Annotated in this window: 19 protein-coding genes and 1 pseudogene; 11 read left to right on the top strand and 9 right to left on the bottom strand. The window is 56.2% G+C overall.

The features are described 5' to 3' along the window. The first annotated feature begins 18 nt into the window (after positions 1–18). The gene (gene oqxB, locus EL098_RS04210; protein WP_126355033.1) at positions 19–3,171 is read left to right on the top strand and encodes a multidrug efflux RND transporter permease subunit OqxB; all 3,153 of its coding nucleotides are present in this window, start codon (positions 19–21) and stop codon (positions 3,169–3,171) included. Between the two features lie 102 nt (positions 3,172–3,273). On the opposite strand, the gene EL098_RS04205 is transcribed toward oqxB, so the two are convergent. From EL098_RS04205 to EL098_RS04190, 4 genes are all read right to left on the bottom strand, one after another. Further along, the gene (locus EL098_RS04205; protein ID WP_126355031.1) at positions 3,274–3,753 is read right to left on the bottom strand and encodes an RrF2 family transcriptional regulator; all 480 of its coding nucleotides are present in this window, start codon (positions 3,751–3,753) and stop codon (positions 3,274–3,276) included. 292 nt (positions 3,754–4,045) lie between these two features. Beyond that, positions 4,046–4,630 (bottom strand): hypothetical protein, encoded by a 585-nt coding sequence (locus tag EL098_RS04200; protein WP_126355029.1) that lies wholly within the window; start codon positions 4,628–4,630, stop codon positions 4,046–4,048. A 173-nt stretch (positions 4,631–4,803) separates the two neighbouring features. Next, positions 4,804–5,328 carry a GNAT family N-acetyltransferase gene (locus tag EL098_RS04195; RefSeq protein WP_126355027.1) on the bottom strand — a complete coding sequence of 175 codons (525 nt, stop codon included), beginning with the start codon at positions 5,326–5,328 and terminating at the stop codon, positions 4,804–4,806. A 3-nt stretch (positions 5,329–5,331) separates the two neighbouring features. Continuing rightward, positions 5,332–5,601: a type II toxin-antitoxin system TacA family antitoxin gene (locus EL098_RS04190; protein WP_126355025.1), complete on the bottom strand. Its 270-nt coding sequence runs from the start codon at positions 5,599–5,601 to the stop codon at positions 5,332–5,334. 291 nt (positions 5,602–5,892) lie between these two features. On the opposite strand from EL098_RS04190, the gene cbpA reads away from it, so the two are divergent. The 3 genes and pseudogenes from cbpA to EL098_RS04175 all read left to right on the top strand — a co-directional run bounded on the left by cbpA (position 5,893) and on the right by EL098_RS04175 (position 7,628). Continuing rightward, the gene (cbpA, locus tag EL098_RS04185; RefSeq protein WP_126355023.1) at positions 5,893–6,813 is read left to right on the top strand and encodes a curved DNA-binding protein; all 921 of its coding nucleotides are present in this window, start codon (positions 5,893–5,895) and stop codon (positions 6,811–6,813) included. Then, positions 6,813–7,118 carry a chaperone modulator CbpM gene (gene cbpM / locus EL098_RS04180; RefSeq protein WP_126355022.1) on the top strand — a complete coding sequence of 102 codons (306 nt, stop codon included), beginning with the start codon at positions 6,813–6,815 and terminating at the stop codon, positions 7,116–7,118. Before cbpA ends, cbpM begins: the two co-directional genes overlap by 1 nt. A 149-nt stretch (positions 7,119–7,267) precedes the next feature. After that, positions 7,268–7,628 (top strand): annotated as a pseudogene (locus EL098_RS04175) (hypothetical protein). A gap of 46 nt (positions 7,629–7,674) precedes the next feature. Here the strand turns inward: EL098_RS04175 and EL098_RS04170 are convergent. Next, entirely contained in the window at positions 7,675–8,460 is a 786-nt protein-coding gene (locus EL098_RS04170; RefSeq protein WP_126355018.1) for an AraC family transcriptional regulator, read from the bottom strand. A 92-nt stretch (positions 8,461–8,552) separates the two neighbouring features. Here EL098_RS04170 and EL098_RS04165 point away from each other — a divergent pair, with 92 nt between their 5' ends. Further along, positions 8,553–9,419, top strand: coding sequence for an EamA family transporter (locus tag EL098_RS04165; protein ID WP_126355016.1), 867 nt, complete (start codon positions 8,553–8,555; stop codon positions 9,417–9,419). Here the strand turns inward: EL098_RS04165 and EL098_RS04160 are convergent. After that, the gene (locus tag EL098_RS04160; RefSeq protein WP_126355014.1) at positions 9,416–10,096 is read right to left on the bottom strand and encodes a nitroreductase; all 681 of its coding nucleotides are present in this window, start codon (positions 10,094–10,096) and stop codon (positions 9,416–9,418) included. The genes EL098_RS04165 and EL098_RS04160 overlap by 4 nt on opposite strands. Before the next feature lie 109 nt (positions 10,097–10,205). Between EL098_RS04160 and EL098_RS04155 the strand changes: the two genes are divergently transcribed. Beyond that, positions 10,206–11,138 carry a LysR family transcriptional regulator gene (locus tag EL098_RS04155; protein ID WP_126355012.1) on the top strand — a complete coding sequence of 311 codons (933 nt, stop codon included), beginning with the start codon at positions 10,206–10,208 and terminating at the stop codon, positions 11,136–11,138. 72 nt (positions 11,139–11,210) lie between these two features. On the opposite strand, the gene EL098_RS04150 is transcribed toward EL098_RS04155, so the two are convergent. After that, positions 11,211–12,242 carry an SDR family oxidoreductase gene (locus EL098_RS04150; protein ID WP_126355010.1) on the bottom strand — a complete coding sequence of 344 codons (1,032 nt, stop codon included), beginning with the start codon at positions 12,240–12,242 and terminating at the stop codon, positions 11,211–11,213. 80 nt (positions 12,243–12,322) lie between these two features. On the opposite strand from EL098_RS04150, the gene EL098_RS04145 reads away from it, so the two are divergent. Beyond that, complete coding sequence (locus tag EL098_RS04145) at positions 12,323–13,288, top strand: AraC family transcriptional regulator (RefSeq protein WP_126355008.1); 966 nt, start codon at positions 12,323–12,325, stop codon at positions 13,286–13,288. A 17-nt stretch (positions 13,289–13,305) separates the two neighbouring features. Here EL098_RS04145 and EL098_RS04140 read toward each other — a convergent pair whose 3' ends face one another. Next, a complete protein-coding gene (locus EL098_RS04140) occupies positions 13,306–13,920 on the bottom strand; it encodes a histidine phosphatase family protein (RefSeq protein ID WP_126355006.1) in 615 nt (204 codons plus the stop codon). 66 nt (positions 13,921–13,986) lie between these two features. Between EL098_RS04140 and EL098_RS04135 the strand changes: the two genes are divergently transcribed. The 3 genes from EL098_RS04135 (at position 13,987) to EL098_RS04125 (ending at position 15,092) form a co-directional block, all read left to right on the top strand. Further along, on the top strand, positions 13,987–14,289 hold the full coding sequence (locus tag EL098_RS04135; protein WP_126355004.1) for an ArsR/SmtB family transcription factor: 303 nt from the start codon (positions 13,987–13,989) through the stop codon (positions 14,287–14,289). Positions 14,290–14,297: 8 nt separating this feature from the next. Continuing rightward, entirely contained in the window at positions 14,298–14,822 is a 525-nt protein-coding gene (locus EL098_RS04130) for a rhodanese family protein (protein WP_126355002.1), read from the top strand. A 90-nt stretch (positions 14,823–14,912) separates the two neighbouring features. Further along, on the top strand, positions 14,913–15,092 hold the full coding sequence (locus EL098_RS04125) for a hypothetical protein (protein ID WP_126355000.1): 180 nt from the start codon (positions 14,913–14,915) through the stop codon (positions 15,090–15,092). Between the two features lie 110 nt (positions 15,093–15,202). Here the strand turns inward: EL098_RS04125 and EL098_RS04120 are convergent, their stop codons facing one another. Beyond that, positions 15,203–15,490: a DUF2623 family protein gene (locus EL098_RS04120; protein WP_126354998.1), complete on the bottom strand. Its 288-nt coding sequence runs from the start codon at positions 15,488–15,490 to the stop codon at positions 15,203–15,205. A 340-nt stretch (positions 15,491–15,830) separates the two neighbouring features. Here EL098_RS04120 and EL098_RS04115 point away from each other — a divergent pair, with 340 nt between their 5' ends. Continuing rightward, a complete protein-coding gene (locus EL098_RS04115; protein ID WP_126354996.1) occupies positions 15,831–16,286 on the top strand; it encodes an L-alanine exporter AlaE in 456 nt (151 codons plus the stop codon). Positions 16,287–16,318 lie beyond the last annotated feature (32 nt).

Here is a 16,318-nt window from a genome sequence, read left to right as displayed (position 1 = left end):
TACCAGAGAATCCGACGCATGGACTTTTCCCGCTTTTTTATCGACAGGCCGATTTTTGCCGCGGTGCTGTCGATTCTGATCTTTATTACGGGGCTTATCGCGATCCCGCTGCTGCCGATCAGTGAATACCCGGACGTCGTACCGCCAAGCGTGCAGGTACGTGCGGAATACCCTGGCGCCAACCCGAAGGTGATCGCTGAAACCGTGGCTACGCCGCTGGAAGAAGCGATCAACGGCGTCGAAAACATGATGTATATGAAATCGGTAGCCGGCTCCGATGGCGTGCTGGTGACGACCGTGACCTTCCGTCCGGGTACCGATCCGGACCAGGCGCAGGTTCAGGTGCAGAACCGTGTTTCTCAGGCAGAGGCTCGCCTGCCGGAAGACGTTCGCCGTCTGGGCATCACCACCCAGAAGCAGTCGCCGACCTTAACCCTGGTGGTTCATCTGTTCTCGCCGAACGGCAAGTACGACTCGCTGTACATGCGTAACTACGCCACGCTGAAGGTGAAAGACGAGCTGGCGCGCCTACCGGGCGTAGGGCAGATCCAAATCTTCGGCTCCGGCGAATACGCCATGCGTGTGTGGTTAGATCCGAACAAAGTGGCGGCACGTGGCCTGACGGCCTCCGACGTGGTTACCGCGATGCAGGAGCAGAACGTGCAGGTCTCCGCCGGCCAGCTCGGCGCAGAGCCGCTGCCGAAAGCGAGCGACTTCCTGATCTCCATTAACGCCCAGGGCCGCCTGCACAGCGAAGAAGAGTTCGGCAACATCATCCTGAAAACTTCGCCGGACGGCTCGCTGGTTCGCCTGCGCGACGTGGCTCGCATTGAGCTTGGCTCAGGCAGCTATGCCCTGCGCTCCCAGCTGAACAACAAAGACGCGGTTGGGATCGGTATCTTCCAGGCGCCTGGCGCCAACGCCATCGACCTTTCTAACGCCGTGCGCGCCAAGATGGCCGAGCTGTCCACGCGCTTCCCGGAAGACATGAAGTGGGCCGCGCCTTATGACCCGACCGTTTTCGTGCGCGACTCCATTCGTGCGGTAGTGCAAACCCTGCTGGAAGCGGTGGTGCTGGTTGTGCTGGTTGTTATTTTGTTCCTGCAAACCTGGCGCGCATCGATTATCCCGCTGATTGCCGTCCCGGTTTCGGTGGTGGGAACGTTCAGTATTCTTTATCTGCTGGGCTTCTCGCTTAACACGCTGAGTTTGTTCGGGCTGGTGCTCGCCATCGGCATCGTGGTGGACGACGCCATCGTGGTGGTGGAGAACGTCGAGCGTAACATTGAGGAAGGGCTTGCCCCGCTGCAGGCGGCGCATCAGGCCATGCGCGAGGTGTCCGGGCCGATTATCGCTATCGCCCTGGTGCTGTGCGCGGTGTTCGTGCCGATGGCGTTCCTTTCCGGCGTGACCGGGCAGTTCTACAAGCAGTTTGCGGTGACCATCGCCATTTCAACGGTGATCTCGGCGATAAACTCCCTGACGCTCTCCCCGGCGCTGGCGGCCCTGCTGCTGAAGCCGCACGGTGCGCCGAAGGACATGCCTACCCGGCTGATCGATCGCCTGTTTGGCTGGCTGTTCCGCCCGTTCAACCGCTTCTTCCACCGCAGCTCAGAGGGCTACCAGGGTCTGGTGAGTAAAACCCTTGGCCGCCGTGGTGCGGTATTTGCGGTGTACGTGCTGCTGCTGTGCGCGGCTGGAGTGATGTTCAAAACCGTGCCGGGCGGGTTTATTCCCACTCAGGATAAGCTCTACCTGATCGGCGGCGTGAAGATGCCGGAAGGCTCTTCGCTGGAGCGCACCGACGCGGTGATCCGCAAGATGAGCGAAATCGGCATGAATACCGAAGGCGTGGATTACGCCGTGGCGTTCCCAGGCCTCAACGCGCTGCAGTTCACCAACACGCCGAATACCGGCACGGTGTTCTTCGGCCTGAAGCCGTTCGACCAGCGTAAACATACCGCGGCGGAAATTAACGCCGAGATCAACGCCAAAATCTCGCAGATCCAGGAAGGCTTCGGCTTCTCGATCCTGCCGCCGCCAATTCTGGGGCTGGGCCAGGGCTCCGGCTACTCGCTGTATATTCAGGACCGGGCGGGCTTAGGCTACGGTGCGCTGCAGACGGCAGTGAACACCATGTCCGGCTCGATCATGCAAACGCCGGGGATGCACTTCCCGATCTCCACCTACCAGGCGAACGTGCCGCAGCTGGATGTGCAGGTGGATCGCGACAAAGCCAAAGCTCAGGGCGTTTCGCTGACCGATCTGTTCGGGACGCTGCAGACCTATCTGGGATCCTCCTATGTGAACGACTTCAACGAGTTCGGCCGCACCTGGCGCGTGATGGCCCAGGCCGACGGACAGTTCCGCGACAGCATAGAAGACATCGGTAATCTGCGTACCCGTAACAACAAGGGAGAAATGGTGCCGATCGGCAGTATGGTGAAGATCACCACCACCTACGGGCCGGATCCGGTGATCCGCTACAACGGCTACCCGGCGGCGGATCTCATCGGGGATGCCGACCCACGCGTGCTCTCTTCCGCTCAGGCGATGAGCAAACTGGCCGCGATGTCCGGCCAGGTGCTGCCGAACGGGATGAACATTGAATGGACGGATCTGAGCTACCAGCAGGCCACCCAGGGCAACACCGCGATGATCGTCTTCCCGGTGGCGGTGCTGCTGGCGTTCCTTGTGCTGGCTGCGCTGTATGAGAGCTGGACGCTGCCGCTGGCGGTGATCCTGATTGTGCCGATGACCCTGCTGTCCGCGTTGTTCGGCGTCTGGCTGACCGGCGGAGATAACAACGTCTTCGTGCAGGTCGGGCTGGTGGTGCTGATGGGCCTGGCCTGTAAGAACGCCATCCTGATCGTCGAGTTCGCCCGCGAGCTGGAGATGCAGGGCAAAGGGATTATGGAGTCGGCACTAGAAGCCTGCCGCCTGCGTCTGCGCCCTATCGTGATGACCTCCATCGCCTTTATCGCCGGGACTATCCCGCTGATTCTGGGCCACGGTGCTGGCGCGGAAGTGCGCGGCGTGACCGGGGTAACGGTGTTCTCGGGGATGTTAGGGGTGACGCTGTTCGGTCTGTTCCTTACGCCGGTGTTTTACGTCACGCTGCGCAAGCTCGTCACGCGCGGCAAAGCACAGGCAAAAACTATCGAGGCGTGAGCCAGATAATAAGGGCGGTGTAAAAGCCGCCCGATTAGCCCAACAAAAAACCGCCTTTCAAAGTGGCGGTTTTTTTATTTCTGCGGAAGGGGATTGCGGGGCTTAGTGGCCTTTTTTACACAGCGCTTCAAACTCGGGTACCGGCTGGCAGCCGCTGGTGTCACTCTTTTTTACCTTCTCCAGCGCGCTTGCCACGGTATGACGAGCCAGCACCGCCAGCGAAGCCTCTTCGGCTTCCTCTGCAATCGTTTTAAAGTACCAGCAGGCGTTGGCGCTCACCACGCAGCGAGCGGGCACATCCGGGCGAGAAGCCCAAATCTTTTTGTCTTCAATCACCGACAGGTAGATATCGCGCAGGGTAATGTCTTCGGCCGGGCGGCCAAGGTGGATGGAGCCGTTGCGCCCCAGCGTCGAGACGATAATGCCGTCGCGCGTGAGGGGGACCATCAGTTTACGGATAAAGCTCGGGTTAGCTTCCAGGCCATAGGCGAGGATTGCGCTGGTCGAACGTTCACCCATTTGCTCCGCCATCGCTACGCTGAGAACCATCTGCAAAGCTGTCGGGAAGCGGTAATCTAACATTTTATTTTCCTGGGCTGCGGTGAATCTTGTTCTTTTTGGCACCGCTGAGGTGAATAATCAATGAGCAACAATATACCAAATGTGACGTTTTTTTTGAAGCAATCTGAGCTTTACCTGGGATGGAGATCAAAATACCCAGAAGCTCATTTTCAACCAGTTACGTAACTGAACTATTCAAAAAACAAATTCTGGCAGGCCGGTAAATTAATTCAAGGGGTTGCCGGACAGAGTAATAAGCCGTGTAGCTGACGTTTAATAAAACCCCCAGGGCTGTTTAGCCCGGGGGAAATATTTAGCGGCATTCCGGTTTCCAGTTCAGCGCCTGCAGCGCGGCCATGTCCGCATCGTTATCCGCCTTGATGCGCTTCACCATGTCGTTTTCAGCAACGTTAGCGTCTGCGGCATACTGGCGGGCAAACTGCAGATTAACGATACCGCCGCAGGCCTCGCGAGCAAGCCACACGTCAGACTCATAGCCGCTTTGTTTTGCATCGCCCGGCTTCGGCAGGTAGATAATACGAACTTCTGCAATATCCCCTTTTCGCGCCACATCGTAATGCGGTTTCGGCACCGTCCGGTTTAGCTCAAGCGCCGTCGCCTGCATCCAACTGTCCAGCGGCGCGTTAATCTTGATCTGGTTCAGCGTAATTAGCCGGGTCCACTGCCAGTTTTCCGCTTTTTCACCGTCGGTGGTGTATTCCCACACCGCCTGCTGCGGCGTAGTTCGGGTGAAGGACTGCCCGTAGGTTTTGCCCGCAAAAGCGATGGTCTGCGGCGCGGTAAGATCTTTAATCTGCGATGTTTTTGCCGACTGCGGGCCAGCACAGGCGGCCAGCAGGCAGGTCGAAGCCAGAACAGCAATGGAGTAACGATTCAACGGTAAGTATCCTTATTTTTGTTATTTAATCACGCCAGAAGTTGAGTCAGAAAATAGCCCATCGCAGCCTGAGGCGATGCTTTTAGGCGATTTTATGCTCTCTGACCATAGAAGGAAGTGAACTGATTTTCAATTCAGGAAGTCTGAAAACGGCGGGCGATCAAATAGATCGATTATTGATGCTCAAATAACGTCTCAATCGAGCGGGTCGGGTAAAAAAGCGAATTAGCGTTTTTCCCCACCAGCGTAATAAAGCCTAACTTTTGATAAAAGCGCTTCGCATTATCGTTGATCGCATCGACAAAAATGCCATGAACGCCTACCGCCTGAGACGCTAAATAAACCACCTTCATCGCGTGAGCCACAAGCGTTGAGCCCCATTCCTGGCCCTGCAGATCTTTGTGAATGGCCAGCCGCCCCAGCGTCACGCTCGGCACGTTGGCATAAGGGATTTTTCGTTTTTGGCTGTTCGACGGCAGCGTCTCTTTTTCAAAACAGCTGCCGGATAAAGTGTAGTAACCCAGAACTTTAGGATTGGCGTCCTTTGTCACAAGAAGATAGCCGCGTAAAAAACGGCCATTATGCTGGCGAATAAAGTGTTCGGCGAGAAAAGCATTCAGACAAGTATCTCCGCAGTCAAAGCCGCAAAAATCATACGCAGTGTCTGCTGAAAACAATTCAATAGTCAGGTCGGCCACGGCTCACTCCATGTCTTTCAGACACCTTGCTGCACGTTTTAGCCTGTCATCCGGTTCAGGCGGGTTGCTGATGGCATCCATCACACGATTCCACGATGCTTCATTCAGCACCAGGCGGCGATGTTGTTCGATCACCTCCGCAGCGCGCGCCGACGCACAGGCAATCATAAACTGAGTGATCGTCTGGTTGGACATGGCCGCCGCCTCTTCGATCATGCTTTTATCGTCGTCACTCAATCTGAGGTCGATGCGCTGTTTTTTTAAAGCTGACATCCTGTATTTACTCCCGTACTGCCGCAGGTGTCAGCAGTACGATAAAATCAATGAACAACATAAGGCTAGCCGCCTGTGGATGTACGGAAAAGAACCGTACGTGAACAATATCCCTGTCGGGATAAATTTTCAACAGCGCCCGGGGATTAATGTGTCATAAATTCTGGCCAGATCATCGTCCTGAAAAATCCCACCCTCACCGCCCCACCTTCCCGCAACGGACCTATACTTATCGACGGACACCTTCCGCACGTTCTGTTCTGCATGTACCGATTTATGCGAGATAACGATATGGAATTAAAGGATTATTACGCCATCATGGGCGTGAAACCGACGGACGAACTCAAAACCATCAAAACCGCCTACCGCCGCCTGGCGCGCAAATATCACCCCGACGTCAGCAAAGAGCCCGACGCGGAAGCCCGCTTCAAGGAAGTGGCGGAAGCCTGGGAAGTACTGAGCGACGAGCAGCGCCGCGCCGAATACGACCAGATGTGGCAGCACCGCAACGACCCGCAGTTTAATCAGCAGTTCCACCAGGGCGGCGAGAAGAGCTACAACGCCCAGGACTTCGACGATATCTTCTCCTCTATTTTTGGCCAGCAGGCCCGGCAGTCGCGCAGGCCGCAGGCCGCGCGCGGCCACGATGTAGAAATCGAAGTGGCGGTCTTCCTCGAAGAAACGCTGGCCGAACACAGCCGCACCATCAGCTACAAGCTGCCGGTTTACAACGTGTTTGGCATCGTCGAGCAGGAAATCCCAAAAACGCTGAACGTGAAAATCCCGGCTGGCGTTGGCGACGGGCAGCGCATCCGCCTTAAAGGCCAGGGCACGCCGGGTGAAAACGGCGGGCCAAACGGCGACCTGTGGCTGATTATCCATATCGCGCCGCACCCGCTGTTCGACATCGTCGGCCACAATCTGGAGGTCGTGGTGCCGCTCGCACCATGGGAAGCTGCGCTGGGCGCTAAAGTCGAGATCCCCACGCTCAAAGACAGCATCCTGATGACTATCCCTGCGGGCAGCCAGGCAGGGCAGAAGCTGCGCATCAAGGGCAAAGGGCTGGTCAGTAAACAGCACACCGGCGACCTGTTTGCGGTGATTAAAATCGTGATGCCGCCTAAGCCGGACGAAGGCGCTGCGGCGCTCTGGCAGCAGCTGGCAGACGCCCAGTCGGCGTTCAATCCGCGCAAAGATTGGGGGAAAAAATAATGGCTAACGTTACCGTCACTTTTACCATTACCGAGTTTTGTCTGCACACCGGCATTCAGGAGGATGAACTCAATGAGATCGTCGGCCTGGGCGTCGTCGAGCCTTACGATTTTGAGGTCAGACCGTGGCAGTTTGACGACCACGCGCTCAACGTCGCGCAGCGGGCATTGCGCCTGAGACGAGAATTAGAGCTGGACTGGCCGGGCATCGCCGTAGCGCTCACGCTGCTGGAGGAGAATGAGATGCTGCGTCAGGAGAATCGCCTGCTCAGACAGCGTATCGGACGCTTTATTCGCCATCCTTAAGCCTGAGACCGGGTGGATTATTCAGCAGAATATATCCACCCGTGGTGAATGCCCTGATTCATTTAGGAATATTACCTAAGGCAACTTCCGCTTCGCTGTGCCAGGCTTATTTACGGTCACAAGGACTGATAACGTTTGTAGAGGATATTATGAAAAAAACGATCATCGCATTATCTGCAATTCTGCTGGCTGCTCCTGTTTTTGCCGCGACTACCACACATGCAACCGATGAGACTGTCGCTGCAGCGCACGAAGGCGCTAACACCGCCAAAGAGAAACTGCACGAGGCTGAAAACAAGGGCGAAGAGCTGAAGCTCAAGTCCAAACACGCCGCTGAAGGTAAGAGCGACAGCACGGGTAGCAAGATAAGTGAAGGCTCTCAAAAGGCCTGGCATAAAACCAAAGAAGGCACCGAAAAAGGTTGGGACGCAACCAAAGAAGGCGCTGAAAAAGGGTGGAATAAAACCAAAAGAAGGCGCTGCTGACCTGAAGAAAAAAGTCAGCGAATAATTAGCCTTCTCTGTAGAAAAGCCGCGAAAGCGGCTTTTTTATTGCCTCAATCTGCCGGTTTTTCAGCAAAATATCGCCCCGGCGTTTTCCCCAACGCTTTTTTAAACACCCCAGAAAAAGCACCTGGACTGCTGTAGCCCAGATCCAACGCGACGCGCGTTATCGCCTCCCCTTCACCTAACCGACCTATCGCCGCCAGCAAGCAGGCCTGCTGCCGCCATGTCACAAAACTGATGCCTGTATGCAGCCTGAACTGGCGGGTAAATGTTCTGCGGCTCATGCCCACGCGCAGCGCCATATCGTTGACTGACGTTTCCAGCGAAGGTGCCAGCAAGAAGGCCCTACAGGCGACCTGCAGGCGGGGTTCATCGGGCAGCGGAACATTGAGAGAAAGCACAGGCATCGAGGAAATTTCATAGAGCAGCAAATCAAGCAGGCTTTGGCCTCGCCCTTCAGGTTGGGAGACATCAGCCAGGGCCACCGCCTGTACAAGCAGCTCACGCAGTAGTGTTGATACGCCAAAAACCTGACTTTTCTGCGGTAATCCAAGCCGGTGCACAGCGGCGTCACTGATGTAGCCGTTAAGCATGATGACCGGCCCGCGCATTTGCATCGCGTGGACCAAACCACCCGGCACCCAAATGGCGCATTGCGGCGGCACCGCCCAGTTTCCGGCCGGGGTTTCAACCGAGATAACGCCGCTTGCCGCATAGGCAAACTGCCCGCGATCGTGGCGGTGCTGCGGGAAAAACTCCCCATCGGCGAAGTGCTTTTCAGTGACGATGACCGACTGGGGCGAATCCAGATAAACTGCTGCGCTGTCATTTTGCATGGCCCAATTTTACCAATAATTGACCCATTAATAAAAGCAGGCCAATCCGGTAAGCGATACAGTCACGGCGACACTTTTCATCGGACACAGACATGCAGCGCAAACACCTTTTTCTCGCCCTGGCCGTCACCGCCGCCTGGGGAATTAACTTTCCTCTCACCCGGCTTGGGCTGGCCCATATCGATCCACTGTTATTAACCGCCATGCGTTTTACGCTTGCCGCCCTGCCGTGGGTTTTCTTTATCAGACGCCCTACGGTAGCTCTGCGCTGGATAGCGGCCTATGGCCTGATTTTTGGCGTGGCGATGTGGGCGCTGATCAATCTGGGCATCGCGTTTGGTGTACCGCCTGGCAGCGCCGCATTGCTAATCCAGCTCAGCGCCTTTTTTACCCTGGGCTGGGGAGTCCTGTTGTTTGGCGAACGCCTTACTCGCCCTCAACGCCACGGCATCGTTCTGGCGGCGGCGGGCCTGCTCGGCGTGCTGCTGGATAGTTCCAGCGGTGCAACGTTCACCGGGCTGATGCTGATGGTGATCGGCGCGCTGGCCTGGAGCGTCGGCAACATCATTATCAAACTTTCCGGCGTGAAAGAGATCTTCGCTTTTGTGGTGTGGGCCAGCCTGTTTCCCCCTGTGCCGCTGGTACTGGTGACATGGGCCTGGCACGGCTCAGCACCCTTCACTTCGCTTGCGCAAAATATCGACAGGCAGGCCGTACTTTCGCTGCTGTTTCAGGTTTATGCCACAACGCACTTCTGCTACTGGGGCTGGAACACCCTGCTTCACAAATACCCGGCTTCCCGCGTGGCGCCGCTTTCTTTGTTAATCCCGATATTCGCCATGCTCAGCTCGGCGCTTATTCTCGGCCAGGTCCCAGACCTCGCCAGCGCGCTTTCGCTGGCCGCGATCCTGCTGGCCCTGGCCATCGGCATGATGAGCGCGCGCCCGCTCAGCCGTTAGTTATGCAGCGTTACGCTCTCGTCCACGCTCTGGCGCCACATACGAACCTGAGCTGAAGGCGCGTTCGGATCGGCGTAGCCGAAGGAGATCCCGAACAGCAGGCGATAATCGTCCGACACGCCAAGAATTTTACGCGTCGCATCGGCATGGAAGCCGAGCAGCGTTTGCGGGATACCGGCAAAACCACGAGCCGCCAGCGACAGCAGGAAGCTCTGGCCGTACATGCCGATGTCAGATGCCACGCGTACGTTATCACCGAAGGAAGGCATAAACAGAAACGCGACGTGCGGCGCGCCGAAGAAGTTAAAGTTACGCAGGTAGGCTTCCCGGCGTTTCTCTTTATCGTCGCGAGCAATGCCCAGCGCCTCATAATAAACCTTCGCCTGGCGCTGGCTGCGATCGTAGTAATCGCCGTGGAAATCATCATAGCTGAAGCTGAAATCCGGCGTGACGTTACCCGCGATATCGTTCTCAGTCATCATCTTTTGCAGCGCATCTTTGGTTGCCCCGGAGGCAATATGCACGTTCCATGGCTGGGTGTTGCAGTTGGAAGGTGAGTACTGCGCGTCCTGTAAAACCTCACGAATTTGCGCTTCGCTTAACGGCGTTGGCAAAAACGCACGCGATGAAAAACGCTGGCGAACCGCCTCGTCAAAAGCCAAAACTTTATTGCTCATGTCATCCTCTCTGTTCTAAGCCAAATAGTTAGCTGGCGAGGATGTTAGCGCTGCCGACCGTAGCGAAAAACCGTATAATCCCGAAAAGACCGTTGCGGAAATTGCACAAATGAAAGATCTGAGCCAGATTAACGCCCGCTCGATGCACCTCTTCCTTGCGGTCATCAGCGAGGGCAGCTTTTCCGAGGTGGCGCGGCAGGAAAGCCTCTCGCCCTCTTCCGTTTCACGCACCATTTTTCAGCTTGAACAGTCTCTGGAAACTCAGCTGCTCTACCGCAATACGCGAGCGGTGGTGGCTACCGAGGCGGGGACTATCTACGCCGCAGCGTTCAGGGAGATGCTGAGCCAGCTTGAGCAGGCGCAAAACCAGATTGGCGAGCGCCGCCAGCAGCCCGGCGGCGTGCTTCGCTTCAACGCGCCGGTGTCTTTCGGCCTACGTCATATCGCCCCGTGGATTGCTGAATTCAGCGAACGCTATCCGGCGCTGCGGCTGGAGCTAAACCTGACCGATAACTACATCGACCCGCTGGCAGACGGCACGGACCTGCTGCTGCGTATTGCCCCGATGCAGGACAGCTCGCTCCATGGGCGCTTTATTTCCCGACAGCGTGCTTACCTGACGGCCAGCCCGGCCTATCTCAGGCGGTACGGCTATCCGCAAACGCCGGAGGATTTACACCACCACAGGCTGCTGGCCTACCGCGGCCTGATGGGACTCCAACGCTGGTACTTCACCAAAGGGGAAAGCCGGGTACAGCTGGCGCCGGAGCCTAAAATTATCTCCGGCAACGCAGAAATGTTGGTAAAAGCGGCGGAAGACGGTGCGGGGATTGTGCTGTTCCCGGACTGGCAAATCAGCGACCTGCTGCGGGACAAAAGGTTAATCCCGCTGATGACAGATTACACTCCCTCCTACAGCGCTACCGACCATTCACTCTATATGCTGTACCCCGGTAGCCGCTTTGCGTCACTCAACACCCGCACCGCCATCGATTTCTTTATGGAGAAGTTCGGCTCTCCGCCTTACTGGCAGGAGGCTTAAGTCGTTTTAAGCTCGTCAAAAAGCTCAGTGCATTAAGTTTGGGGGGCGATTTTGCTCAGGTCAGGGTAGCGCTTATTTCTCCAGTAAACCCAGGCGAATAAAGCTTTCGGCGGTGGCGACAATAGCCTCCTCCGGGGAGCGCGGTGCCCAGCCGAGCAGGTTCACCGCTTTGGCGTTGGTGACGTTCATGTCCACGCCGAGCAGGGTGAGCGAGCCTTTCATGCCTGGGTTTTTATGCGCGGCAAGGCGCACCATCCAGTCGGGAAGCGCCAGCGTGGAGACTTTACTGGCAGCGTCACCGAGGTTTTTCCGCAGTATTTTCGCCACCTCAACCATCAGCAGACTTTCGCCCGAGCTTGCGAGGAAGCGCTCGCCGTTCGCCGCCGGATGCGTCATAGCCAGAAGATGCAGATCGGCCACGTCGCGCACATCCACAAAGCAGGAGTTGATGTTCGGGTTGCCTTTTTGCCCGTCCAGCATGTTTTTCACCAGCCGAGTGGAGTGGGAAAAATCAGGCCCTAACACCGGCCCCATGACGGCTACGGGGTTTACGGCCGACAGCTCAAGACCGCGCCCCTCTTTTTCGACAAATTCCCAGGCCGCCTTTTCCGCCAGCGTTTTAGATTTCTGATAAGGCCACACTTTGCCGGAAATGTCGCTCCAGTCCGTTTCATCAAACGGGCGGCGATGGCTGTCGGGGTGCCCGACGCCCACGGCACCAAAAGCGGACGTCAGCACCACACGTTTAACGCCGGCAAAACTCGCGGCGCGTAGTACACGCAGGTTGCCGTCCACTGCGGGTATGATCCAGTCATCGTCAGTGGCGTGATGACCTGAAGGCGTTGGCGAGGCGCCGTGCATCACATAACGACAGCCCGCGGTGGCTTCAGCCCAACCATCATCTGCCATCAGGTCAGCAACAAAAAAGGTGAGGCGGTCGCCCGGTTCGCAGCCCCCCTCCTTCAGGTTTCTGAGTACCTCCTCTTTGCGTTCAGCAGAACGCACCGTAGTCCTGACTTCATAGCCGCTTGCCAGGAGCGCGATGATGCAGTGCTGGGCAATAAACCCGGTGCCGCCGGTAACCAATACAATATCTTGCGTCATGTTTTTTCCTCTTTCGCCTGGCAAGCAGGCAGAATGTGTTTGCTTGCTGCACAGATTAAGAGCGCCGCCCCGGATTGTGAATGCTTGAAAGTCCGTTCTACTTGCGCAATAGTACGGAAATGAACACCGACCCGTTTTCTGAAATTCTCAAATTTGCCAATGCTGAGTCGCTGGTCACCGGCGGTTTTACCGCCAGCGGCGACTGGGCCCTGCACTTCCCGCCGCCGGACAAAATCAAGTTTTTCGCCGTCGTCAAAGGCAGCTGCTGGGTGATGCTGGAAGGTCAGCCTGCCCCCATTCACTTCCATACCGGCGATGTTGGCCTGCTCAATGAAAAACGGGCATTTATCGTTGCCAGTTCACCAGAGATTCAACCGGTGGATGCCATGAGCGTCTTTAAAGCCGGGGAGCGGAATTACGCCGCGCTGGGCGAAGGGAAAGAGTTTGAGTATATGGGTGGCCACGTGCTGCTGGACCCCAACCGCGGGCAAATGCTTGCCCAGGTGCTGCCGCAGTGGATCCATATTCCGGCTGCATCGCCGCAGGCTTCCTCGTTCCGCTGGCTGCTCGATCAGTTGATAGCCGAAAGAGAAACGGCTCAGCCAGGCACACAGCTTGCTTCTGCGCAGCTTTCGCAGTTGCTGTTTATTCAGATCCTGCGAGCCCACCTGCAAACCAGCAACGCGCTGCCTGCGGGTTTGCTGCGAGCGCTGGGGGATGCCCGCCTTGCTCCGGCCCTGCAGCTGATTCACGCCGAACCGGCACATAGCTGGCACCTGGAAGAGCTGGCAAAAGCCTGCGCGATGTCTCGCACAACATTTGCCCACTATTTTCGCACCGTGTCGGGGATAACGCCGGTAGCCTATCTGACCCAGTGGCGCATGCGGCTTGCCGAAAGAGCGCTGCGCGAGCAGGCAGATCAAATCGCCATGGTCGCCCAGTCGCTGGGTTATACCTCAGAAAGCGCCTTCAGCAACGCTTTTAAGCGTGAAACCGGCCTGTCGCCAAGGGCATGGCGCAATGCCGCCCGCCGCACAGCAAACTAACGCTGAGTCAAAAGTCTTCAGTTGACCTTTAGCAAATGAGTCCCGATTCCCCAGCGCTGCAGTTCGGGCCCCGCAGAGGTGAGCTCCAGCAGGCTGTAGCTACAGTTTTGCTGGCTGTAGCGGCTAAGCTCATCATCAGGTGCTGCCCCTTTGAGCTGCCAAAGAAGAATTTCCAGCGCTGCACCGTGGGTCACGACGACGACGGTCTCACCCGCATGGGATAACGCCAGCGTGTTTAAAACAGTTAGCATGCGCTTACTTACATCGACAACGCTCTCGCCCTGGGGAGCAGAGATAAGGGGATCGCCCGCGGCCAGTCGACGCATTGTTTCGGGGTACGCTATTCGCGCCTCGTCAAATGACAACCCCTGAAGCAGGCCAAAGTGCCGCTCACGCAGCCTTTCATCCAGCGTTATAGGGCAGGCAAACTTATCGGCGAGCACGCTGGCCGTGCTTTGCGCGCGCAAGGCTGGCGAAGTGTAAATCTGCGCCACGGGAAAATCTGCAAGGGCAGCGGCCAGCGCCAGGCTTTGCCGCTGCCCTCGCTCCGTTAGCTGACTTTCCAGTCCTCCCTGGATTATCCCGCGTTGATTGCCTTCGCTCTCGCCATGCCGCACCAGAATTGCCCGCATGCTCTTTCCTTTGTTGAAAGTTTAATTTAGCATTCACTAAGTTTAGGATTACCTAAAGTAAAAAACATGAAACCTGATCTTTCCCGGCTGCAGTCAAGCGCGGATGAAGCGGCAAAATTGCTAAAAGCCATGAGCAACCCGAAGCGTTTGCTGATCCTCTGTTTGCTGCTTGACTCTCCAGGCACCGGTGCCGGTGAACTGGCAGAGGCTGCCGGATTAAGCCCGTCGGCGACCTCTCAACATCTGGCGAAAATGAAAGACGAAGGACTTATTGAGCACCAGCGTAGCGCTCAGCGGATCCTCTATTTCATTAAAGCGAGTGCGGTTCGCGAGGTGATCGCGACGCTGAAAGCCATTTACTGTCCTTGAGGAACACCATGACCCTTCCAGCCATCATGCCAGAAGAAGCGAAAAAGCTCATTGCCAGCGGGGCGGCGCTGATAGATATCCGCGAGCCGGATGAGCACGCCCGCGAAAATATTCCTGAAGCACATCCGTTGCCGCTCTCGGCGATTGAAAACGGTGCCCGGCTTGGCCCGTTAGAGCCGCACGATGTGGTGATTTTCCACTGCCAGTCCGGTATGCGCTCATCCCAGCATGCTCAAAAGCTGGCTAAGCTTGCTGAACCTGCTCAGGTGATGCTTCTGGCAGGCGGGCTTGAGGCCTGGAAAAAGGACGGCCTGGAGATTCTCGCGGACAAAAGCCAGCCCATTCCCATCATGCGCCAGGTACAAATCGTAGCAGGCACGCTGATCCTGCTTGGCGTCGTACTGGGATATACCGTCAATCAAGGATTCTTCCTGATGTCAGGGTTGGTGGGCGCGGGTTTGCTGTTTGCCGGAATCAGCGGGTTTTGCGGCATGGTGCGTTTGCTCGCCTGGCTGCCCTGGAACCGCCGCTAGCGTATCCTGCTTTATCCGCCCCAATTTCTGATCTATGGTTATCAGGCGGCAAAGCTGCATTAAATTCCCTTCTCATTCAGAGGTTTTTTTATGTTCAAACCAGGTGATGTGATTCAGCCTAAACAGGGCGGCCCTAAGCTGCAGGTGGTCGAAGTTCAGGGAGAGGATCTGATTTGCGTGCCGGCCTCAACCTTAGGCGCGGATAAACTGACGCTGAAGGCGGATTCGGTCTCGCTGTATAAAGAAGAAGGCGATTTCGGCGTTTGCTGAACAACAAAAAAGGCGTGAATAATTTCACGCCTTTTCTCAAATAAAAGTGCCCCTTTCCTTGTCGTCGCCATTCATAAACAACCGGGCACGGCGGCAATCCAGGCCAGCAATCAATAGCCCTTCTCATAACCCGCAAAGAAACATCGAACCGCAACGTCGGCGTTGACCTCTTTAAGAAAGTCAGCCACCGACTCTTTATCCAGCTGATAGCGACGAGTCAGCACCCCGGCCTCCCAGGCTGCACGCTGCCGGTCGCCGGTTTGCTCGGCCATATGGTGAGCAAAACCCAGCACGAAGCCGCGTTTGTAATCAGCACAAAAACGTTCAACGTTGACCGCGCTGTCTGCCTGCCGGGCCTTCATTCCGGCTATCAGGCCCTTACCAAAATGGTTATCCATCAGCGACTCCTCATCACTCGCTATATAAATAATTATATAACGATTTTAAGCGGGTTGGATATCCCTGAGACCCTGCTTTTTTTAGGGATGTCGTGCTTTCACTCATCTTGCTGATAATTAATAGAAAAATAAAAAAGAAACCACAAAATCAGGAAATGCCAGCGGCAAAGTGTGTTTCATCGCACTTTATCGACAAAAACCCTTTAAATAAAAATTTTTAGCTAATTGATGAAATCAAGGCAGTAACATACTCTACGCTCGATCAATTAGATGATTCATAACACTGCCAATAAGCCATAAAAGTAGCTCAAGCGACTACTTTTTACCCGGAGCCAACCTTATGTTTTCCCCTGAGTCACGCTTACGCCACGCAGCCGCTGATATTTTCGCGATGGTAGTGTATTGCTCGGTAGTCAACATGATGATTGAGATCTTCCTCTCAGGCATGACCTTCGAGCAGTCACTCTCCTCTCGTCTGGTCGCCGTGCCGGTGAATATGATTATTGCCTGGCCCTATGGCTTTTATCGCGATGCTTTTATGCGTACGGCTCGTCGTATCACTCCGGCAAGCTGGGCGAAAAATCTGGCCGATATCCTGGCCTATGTCACGTTCCAGTCTCCGGTTTATGTCGCCATTTTGTGGAGCGTAGGTGCGGACTGGCATCAGATTGTGGCCGCCGTGGCGTCGAACCTGCTGGTATCGATGATGATGGGAGCCGCTTACGGCTACTTTTTGGATTTCTGCCGCCGCCTGTTTCGCGTCAGCGGCCAGATGGGCATTAAAGCCAGAGCCTGATTATCGGCTCGCAGAGGCGACTGGCCGGGAGC

The sequence above is a fragment of the Cedecea lapagei genome (assembly GCF_900635955.1).
GTDB lineage: Bacteria > Pseudomonadota > Gammaproteobacteria > Enterobacterales > Enterobacteriaceae > Cedecea > Cedecea lapagei.
Note: the sequence above shows the minus strand (reverse complement) of the source record. Positions and strands in the feature narration are given on the sequence as shown.